Genomic DNA, 6,809 nt, shown 5'->3' with positions numbered 1-6,809 from the left:
TCGTCGTGGCGGTGGCGGACGAATCGTCCGTCGCCGGAGCGGCTACGGGTACGGGCGTTGCCGAGGCGGTCTGGATGTCACCGGCGGGATCTGCGGGCACGGGCACCTCGGCCTCAGCCAGCATGCGCGCCCTGATCAGGCTCGGCACCGGCAATTGGGCGACATCGACGGCTTGCGCTTCGGGCGCAGGGCTTTCCCCGCCGGTCCGTTCAGCCAGGAATTCCGGGATCGGCGCGCGAATGCTGGCAAGGTCGACAACGGCACTTTCCGGGGTTTCGGGAGCGACGGCTTCCGGTGGCGTGGTCGCGACCACCGCGCCGGCGGCGGCGGCAAAGGCGTCGACCTCGGCCTGGGCAGGCAGAACCGGAGGGGGCGGCGCCAGCGCGGCCATCTCCACCGGCGGCTCAAGCACCGGCCGTGCGTCGGGCATCGGGCCCCGCGTGGGCAGCGTGAACGCCAGTTCCGTTGCGGGCGCGGCCTCGGCCGGAGCGTCCATCACGCCGGGCAGTGCGGCGACTTCGGTCCGGGCCGGCGCGGGTGCAGGCGTCGGCGCCGCGGCGATTGCTTCGGGTTCTTCATCCTCGTCGCCGCCGAACAGGGCAGCCAGCAAGCCGCCAGAGCGCTTGCCGCCGGAATCCGAATCGCCGCCGCTGCTGGTCGAGACGATGGCTCCGCCACGACGCTTGTATTCGGCGAGCGCCACCTTGTAGCCCGGCAACGGCTTGCCGTCGGGCGGCAGGTGAAGCGTCTTGCCGTCGGGGAAAATCTTGGCCAGTTCCTGCCGGCTCATGCGCGGCCAGGCGCGCACGCTTCCCACATCGAGATGGACGAAGGGCGAGCCGGATTTCGGATAATAGCCGACGCCGCCGCCCTGGATCTTCATCGCGGTGGCGCGCAGCGTGGCGAGTTTCACGCCGGGGATGAAGAAGTCCATCGCCGTGCCGAGCATGTGCTGGCTTTTCTTGGCCTGGCCGCCGCGGGTCCGGCGCAGCATGTCGTTGGTGGCGGGCGACCGGTAGGCCGAAACCACGTTGATGTAGTCCCGCGCGCCGGTCCGCTGGTAGACTTCCCAGATTAGATCGAAAAGTCTCGGATCCATCTTGGTCGGCTCGTTGCGCCGCCAGTCCCGCAGGAAGCGGTTGAGCTTCTTGAGCCCGGCCTGATCATACTGGCCGTTGCGCTTGAAAACGATCTCGGCCTTTTCCTTGGTGTGGATGTAATAGAGCTTGAGCGAGCGGGTTTCCGCGAAGGCGCCGGCGGACATGGCCGCGAGCATGGTCACCGCAACGAGCGCCAGTACGCAGGCCCGCAGCACCAATGGCGCCGTCGCCAGTGCGCGCCGCAAGCCAATAGCCACGTGCCAAGTGGACGGTGCCAGTGCTGAACCCTTTGTCATTGTCGCCAAAATTGTCCCCGAACGCCGGAAAACCGTTGTTGATCACCATTTGCTGATCAAATGCGGTGACACAATGGCAACCAACGCCACGTATCGCTGCTCACGCCCTTTTATAGTGAACAATCACTTAACAAGGAATGAAACAGATCAACAGGGCGCCGATTTTTTCACGGCCGGCATTCCGGGGGCTCAGGCGGCCTCGCGGCCGGGATTGTCCGGGTCGATCGAGTAATCCTTGAGCTTGCGGTAGAGCGTCGACCGGCCGATGCCGAGACGCCGCGCGACTTCGCTCATCTGCCCGCGGTAGAACGACAGGGCGAAGCGGATCAGTTCCTCCTCGACCTCGGAAATCGGACGCACCTCGCCGTCAAGCGTCACCGCATTGACCGCCGGCAGTCCGTAGCCGGAGGGCAGCGCGGGCTCGGGGAGCTCGGGCGGATCGAGAGCATCGAGCTCGACCAGACCGTCCGGGGCCATCAGGCCCAGCGCCGGAGGCAGTTGCCCCAGGCTCCCGGGCTCGCCCGGCTCGTCGCGCGCTTCGAGACTGTAGCCCGGCATCTGGGCGGCGATCTGCGGGAACAGGCTGACGGTCAGCGTGTCGCTGTCGCACAGCACGATCGCCCGGTGGATGGCGTTTTCCAGCTCGCGGATATTGCCCGGCCAGTCATGCGCGGTCAGCAGCGCCATGGCTTCGGGCGCAATGGCGCGGATACGGTGCTTGCCGAGCGTCTCGGCGAAATGCTGGGTGAAATGGCGCACCAGTTGCGGAATGTCCTCCTTGCGCTTGCGCAGCGCCGGCACATGGATCGGGAACACGTTGAGCCGGTAGTACAGATCCTCGCGGAACCGGCCGGCCTTGACCTCGGCGATCAGGTCCTTGTTGGTGGCCGAGATCAGGCGGACATCGACCTTCTTGGCGACCCGCGCGCCGACGGTTTCGATCTCGCCGGACTGCACCGCGCGCAAGAGCTTGACCTGGATCTCGGGCGGCAGTTCGCCGATCTCGTCGAGAAACAGCGTTCCGCCATCGGCCTCGGAGAACTTTCCGGCGTGACGCTCGGAAGCGCCGGTGAAGGCGCCCTTCTCATGGCCGAACAGGATGCTTTCCACCAGGTTCTCGGGAATGGCCCCGCAATTGACGGTGACGAACGGTTTGTTGCGCCGGATCCCCTCGGCCTGGATGGCATGGGCGATCATTTCCTTGCCGACGCCGGATTCGCCTTCCAGGACCACCGGGATTGTGGAGGCGGCGGCGCGATGGCCGAGCGAAATCACCCGCTCCATCGCCGGGCTGGCGGCGACGATATCCTTGAAGCCCACGCCCTTGCGCGACATCTTCGGGATGACGCCCGAGCGTGCGGCCTTGAGCGCATTGGCGAGCGACAGGGCCAGGCGTTCGGGGGACACCGGCTTGACGACAAAATCGAAGGCGCCCGCGCGCATGGCCTTGACCACGGTCTCGATGCCGCCCTGCCCGGTCTGCACCACCACCGGAACGGCGATGCCGGCGTCGCGCATATGCTGAAGCAACTGCAGCCCGTCCATTTCCGGCATCATCAGATCGAGCACGACCGCGTCCACGGTTGGGCCGCCGTCGCTCAACCGGACCAGCGCAGAGCGCCCGTCGCTGAACACTTCGGTCTCATAGCCGGCGCGTTCGGCCGCAGCCTTGAGCAAGCGGCGTTGCACCGGGTCATCATCGACAATCACAATACGGTTGGACACGAGCTTTGTTTCCTCACTACCGGGAGTACGGTCAGGGCTTTCGCCATTGCCGGAGACTGCCAGCAAAGGCTGAAAATCGCATTTCGAGAAATGTTTGCATTTTAATCGTCGCTGCCAGTAAAACCGGAAGGCCGCTTCGCCGTCCCGTCCGACCGGTTCCGTTGACCAATCCTGTTCGAAAGAGAGTGCCATCATGCCGAATACAATTCTGGACCACGCGCCGGTGCGCGCAGCCGCGACGGCCCAGGGCGCGGATGCCGCTTTGGGAGAGTTGCCGGGCTGGAATCTCGGGGACCTCTACGCCGCGCCCGACGCGCCGGAGTTCAAATCCGATCTGGCCGAGGCCAGGCGCCGCGCCGAGGCGTTCGAATCGCGCTGGAAGGGCCGGATCGAGGAAGCGGCGAGAAGCTCGGGCGACGAGGGGCTGGGCGCGGCCATCGAGGCTTACGAGCAGTTGGAAGAACTGATGGGGCGGATCATCTCCTATGCGGGACTGGCCTATTTCACCGACACCTCCAACCCGAAGATCGCCAAGTTCTACGGCGACGTGCAGAGCGCGATGACCGACACCAGCGCGCATCTCCTGTTCTTCGCGCTCGAGCTCAACCGCATCGACGACGCGGTGATCGAGGACAGCCTGAAGCGCGACCCGCGCGCGGCGCGCTACACGCCCTGGATCCACGATCTCAGGCTCGACCGTCCCTACCAGCTCGACGACCGCATCGAGCAGTTGTTCCACGAGAAGTCGATGACCGGGCATGCCGCCTGGAACCGGCTGTTCGACGAGACCATGGGCAGCCTCGAATTCGTCGTCGACGGCGAGAAACTGTCGCTCGAGGTGACGCTGTCGATGCTGCAGGATTCCGACGGGGCGAAGCGCAAGAAGGCCGGCCTGGCTCTCGCCGCGACGTTCAAGGAGAACCTGCGCACCTTCACCCTGATCACCAACACGCTCGCCAAGGACAAGGAAATCTCCGATCGCTGGCGCGGCTTCGAGGACATCGCCGACAGCCGCCATCTCGCCAACCGGGTGGAGCGGCCGGTGGTCGACGCGCTGGCCCAGGCGGTGCGCGAGGCCTGCCCGCGGCTGTCGCATCGCTATTATGCGATGAAGGCCCGCTGGCTGGGCGTCGACAAGCTCGAATTCTGGGACCGCAACGCGCCGCTGCCGGAGACGCCGTCGGCGGTGATCCCCTGGGACGAGGCCAGGAACACCGTGCTTTCGGCCTATCACGGCTTCGCGCCGGAAATGGCCGACATCGCCGGCCGCTTCTTCGACCGCCGCTGGATCGACGCGCCGAGCCGCCCGGGCAAGATGTCGGGCGCCTTCGCCCACCCCACCGTGCCCTCGGTCCATCCCTATGTGCTCGTCAATTATTTGGGCAAGCCGCGCGACGTGATGACGCTCGCCCATGAACTCGGCCACGGCGTCCACCAGGTGCTCGCGGGCGCGCAGGGCGCACTGATGTCCTCGACCCCGCTGACGCTCGCCGAGACCGCCTCGGTGTTCGGCGAGATGCTGACCTTCCGCGCCCTGCTCGAGCGCACCACCGATCGCCGCGAGCGCAAGGCGATGCTGGCGCAGAAGGTGGAGGACATGATCAACACCGTGGTGCGCCAGATCGCGTTCTATGAATTCGAGCGGCGGGTGCACACCGCGCGCCGCGAGGGCGAGCTGACCTCGGACCAATTGGGGGCGCTCTGGCTTGACGTCCAGTCGGAAAGCCTCGGGCCGGCGGTGGCGCTCTCGGAGGGCTACGAGACCTTCTGGGCCTACATCCCGCACTTCATCCACTCGCCGTTCTATGTCTACGCCTATGCCTTCGGCGATTGCCTGGTGAACTCGCTCTATTCGGTCTACCAGAACAGCCCGGAAGGCTTCCGCGAGCGCTATTTCGACATGCTGAAGGCCGGGGGAACCAAGCACCACACCGAGCTTCTGGCCCCCTTCGGCCTCGACGCGTCCGACCCCGGTTTCTGGAACCAGGGCCTGTCGATGATCGAGGGATTGATCGACGAACTCGAAGCCATGGACTCGTGATCGCAGCCGTTTTCGCTTTATTGTAACAGCGAAGTGTGGTTTACGCCGCCGCTATCCGTCGCGGATGGCCGCGGCATGAGTTTATGGAGCGAATGACATGGCCCAGCAGGATTATCCGGTCTATGGCGAAATCAAGGGTCCGATCGTGATGATCGGATTCGGATCGATCGGTCGCGGCACCTTGCCGCTGATCGAGCGGCACTTCACCTTCGACAAGAGCCGCATGGTGGTCATCGATCCGCGCGACGACGCCGACGACATGGAGATCCTCGCCAAATATGGCGTCCGACACATCAAGGCGCATGTCACCAAGGAAAACTACAAGGAGCTGCTCAAGCCGCTGCTGACCGACGGCGAGGGCCAGGGCTTCTGCGTCAACCTCTCGGTCGACACCGGTTCGGTGGATCTGATCAAGCTCTGCCGCAAGCTCGACGTGCTCTACATCGACACCGTCGTCGAGCCCTGGCTCGGCTTCTACTTCGACAAGAACATGAAGAATTCCGAGCGCACCAACTACGCGCTGCGCGAGACGCTGCGCCATGAGAAGAAGAAGAACCCCGGTGGCGCCACCGCCGTCTCCACCTGCGGCGCCAATCCCGGCATGGTGTCCTGGTTCGTCAAGCAGGCGCTGGTCAACCTGGCCCACGATCTCGAGATCAAGTTCGAGGAGCCCGACCAGCATGACCGCGAGGGCTGGGCGAAGCTGATGAAGAAGGTCGGCGTCAAGGGCGTTCACATCGCCGAGCGCGACACGCAGCTCACCAAGACCCCCAAGCCCCTCAACGTGTTCTGGAACACCTGGTCGGTGGAAGGCTTCATCTCCGAAGGCCTGCAGCCGGCCGAACTCGGCTGGGGCACCCACGAGAAATGGATGCCCAAGAACGCCAAGAAGCACAAGAAGGGCTGCAAGGCGGCGATCTATCTCGAACAGCCCGGCGCCAACACCCGCGTGCGCACCTGGTGCCCGACGCCGGGCGCCCAGTACGGCTTCCTGGTCACCCACAACGAGTCGATCTCGATCGCCGACTACTTCACGGTCAAGGACAAGAACGGCGACGTCAGCTACCGCCCGACCTGCCACTACGCCTATCATCCGGCCAATGACGCGGTGCTGTCGCTGCACGAGATGTTCGGCAATGGCGGCAATGCCCAGCCGGTGCAGCACGTGCTCGACGAGAACGAGCTGGTCGAGGGTCTCGACGAGCTCGGCGTGCTGCTCTACGGCCATGACAAGAACGCCTACTGGTACGGCTCGCGGCTGTCGCTGGAAGAAACCCGCAAGCTCGCGCCCTACCAGAACGCAACCGGCCTGCAGGTGACCTCGGCGGTGCTCGCCGGCATGGTCTGGGCGCTGGAAAACCCCGAGGCCGGCATCGTCGAGGCCGACGAGGTCGACTACAAGCGCTGCCTCGAAGTGCAGACGCCCTATCTCGGACCGGTCGAGGGCCATTACACCGACTGGACGCCGCTGACCGGCCGCCCGGGCCTGTTCCCCGAGGATCTCGACGAAAGCGATCCCTGGCAGTTCCGCAACGTCCTCGTCCGCTAAACACCCCGCAAAAGGCAGCGCCGGCCGGTCATATTGACCGGCCGGCGTGCGTCTGCCTTGCTTTCGGCGCATCGGCGCTGCATTGTTCCATCTAAGGA

4 protein-coding genes are annotated in these 6,809 nt (G+C 65.2%); 2 read left to right on the top strand and 2 right to left on the bottom strand.

The window, feature by feature from the left end; genetic code table 11:
• On the bottom strand, nucleotides 1-1,276 hold a 1,276-nt coding region (locus LL06_RS10030), incomplete at its 3' end, for a DUF882 domain-containing protein (protein WP_244447091.1).
• Between the two features lie 309 nt (nucleotides 1,277-1,585).
• On the bottom strand, nucleotides 1,586-3,121 hold the full coding sequence (locus tag LL06_RS10025) for a sigma-54 dependent transcriptional regulator (protein WP_035525675.1): 1,536 nt from the start codon (nucleotides 3,119-3,121) through the stop codon (nucleotides 1,586-1,588).
• A gap of 193 nt (nucleotides 3,122-3,314) precedes the next feature.
• Here LL06_RS10025 and LL06_RS10020 point away from each other — a divergent pair, with 193 nt between their 5' ends.
• Nucleotides 3,315-5,162 carry a M3 family oligoendopeptidase gene (locus LL06_RS10020; RefSeq protein WP_035525674.1) on the top strand — a complete coding sequence of 616 codons (1,848 nt, stop codon included), beginning with the start codon at nucleotides 3,315-3,317 and terminating at the stop codon, nucleotides 5,160-5,162.
• Nucleotides 5,163-5,259: 97 nt separating this feature from the next.
• A complete protein-coding gene (locus LL06_RS10015) occupies nucleotides 5,260-6,711 on the top strand; it encodes a homospermidine synthase (protein ID WP_035525673.1) in 1,452 nt (483 codons plus the stop codon).
• The last annotated feature ends 98 nt before the right edge of the window (nucleotides 6,712-6,809 follow it).

It is taken from the genome of Hoeflea sp. BAL378, assembly GCF_000759435.1.
In the GTDB taxonomy this organism is placed as follows: Bacteria; Pseudomonadota; Alphaproteobacteria; order Rhizobiales; family Rhizobiaceae; genus Hoeflea.
This window is presented reverse-complemented; position numbering and strand designations above follow the sequence as displayed.

Excerpts from the sequence above, each read along its gene's own strand:
- LL06_RS10020 (WP_035525674.1), top strand. The coding sequence starts at position 3,315 with ATGCCGAATACAATTCTGGACCACGCGCCGGTGCGCGCAGCCGCGACG.
- LL06_RS10015 (WP_035525673.1), top strand. The coding sequence starts at position 5,260 with ATGGCCCAGCAGGATTATCCGGTCTATGGCGAAATCAAGGGTCCGATC.